The organism is Limnohabitans sp. JirII-31, from assembly GCF_002778315.1.
In the GTDB taxonomy this organism is placed as follows: domain Bacteria; phylum Pseudomonadota; class Gammaproteobacteria; order Burkholderiales; family Burkholderiaceae_C; genus Limnohabitans.
Genome location: NZ_NESA01000030.1, coordinates 1 through 1,468, shown reverse-complemented (window position 1 = coordinate 1,468; position 1,468 = coordinate 1). Strand labels below are relative to the sequence as shown.

Here is a 1,468-nt window from a genome sequence, read left to right as displayed (position 1 = left end):
GGCACAGACACGGTGACCATACAGAGTTACTTCAGCAGTGAGTATTACCGCGTGGAGAAGATCAGCTTTGCGGACGGCACGGTGTGGGGCGTTGGCGACATAGCCAGCAGGGTGACACGTAACGGCACCGAGGGTGCGGACTACATGGTCGGGTTCACTAACTACGCCAGCCGCATCAACGGCTTAGGTGGCAACGACACGCTGATTGGTGGCAACCAGGACGACGTGTTGGACGGGGGTGAAGGCGATGACTCGTTGAGCGGAGGATACGGCAACGACACGCTGACAGGAGGTGTGGGCAATGACGCACTGGACGGAGGATACGGCAACGACACGCTCACAGGAGGTGCAGGTAACGACACTCTCAATGCAGCAGATGGCAACGACACGTTGACGGGCGGTGCAGGCAACGACAGCTTGTCTGGAGATTACGGAGACGACACGCTCACAGGTGGGGAGGGCAACGACTACCTCTCAGGAGGGTTCGGAAGCGACACCTATGTGTTCAACCAAGGGGATGGGCAAGACACGATCAACGATCTGGATTATTGGACGTGGCAAGACACAGACACCTTGCAACTAGGGGCTGGGTTGTTGGTGGGTGACACGCAAATCAGCCAGGAGGGTGAGGACCTCAAGCTGAGTTGGGGTAGCGACACGGTGACCGTACAGAGTTACTTCAACAGCGCGTACTACCAAGTGGAGAAGATCAGCTTTGCGGATGGCACGGTGTGGGGCGTTGGAGACATCGCCAGCAGGGTGACGCGTAACGGCACCGAGGGTGCGGACTACATGGTCGGGTTCACTAACTACGCCAGCCGCATCAACGGCTTAGGTGGCAACGACACGCTGATTGGTGGCAACCAGGACGACGTGTTGGACGGGGGTGAAGGCGATGACTCGTTGAGCGGAGGATACGGCAACGACACGCTGACAGGAGGTGTGGGCAATGACGCACTGGACGGAGGATACGGCAACGACACGCTCACAGGAGGTGCAGGTAACGACACTCTCAATGCAGCAGATGGCAACGACACGTTGACGGGCGGTGCAGGCAACGACAGCTTGTCTGGAGATTACGGAGACGACACGCTCACAGGTGGGGAGGGCAACGACTACCTCTCGGGAGGATTCGGCAACGACACCTATGTGTTCAACCAAGGGGATGGGCAAGACACGATCAACGATCTGGATTATTGGACGTGGCAAGACACAGACACCTTGCAACTAGGGGCTGGGTTGTTGGTGGGTAACACGCAAATCAGCCAGGAGGGTGAGGACCTCAAGCTGAGCTGGGGCACAGACACGGTCACCCTACAGAGTTACTTCAACAGCGCGTATTACCAAGTGGAGAAGATCAGCTTTGCGGACGGCACGGTGTGGGGCGTTGGAGACATCGCCAGCAGGGTGACGCGTAACGGCACCGAGGGTGCGGACTACATGGTCGGGTTCACTAACTACGCCAGCC

The 1,468-nt window shown here is 58.2% G+C and carries 1 protein-coding gene; it reads left to right on the top strand.

All coding sequences use genetic code 11. The features are described 5' to 3' along the window. Window positions 1-1,468 (top strand): calcium-binding protein (locus B9Z41_RS16800; protein WP_304441804.1); only part of this gene is annotated, 1,468 nt, incomplete at both ends.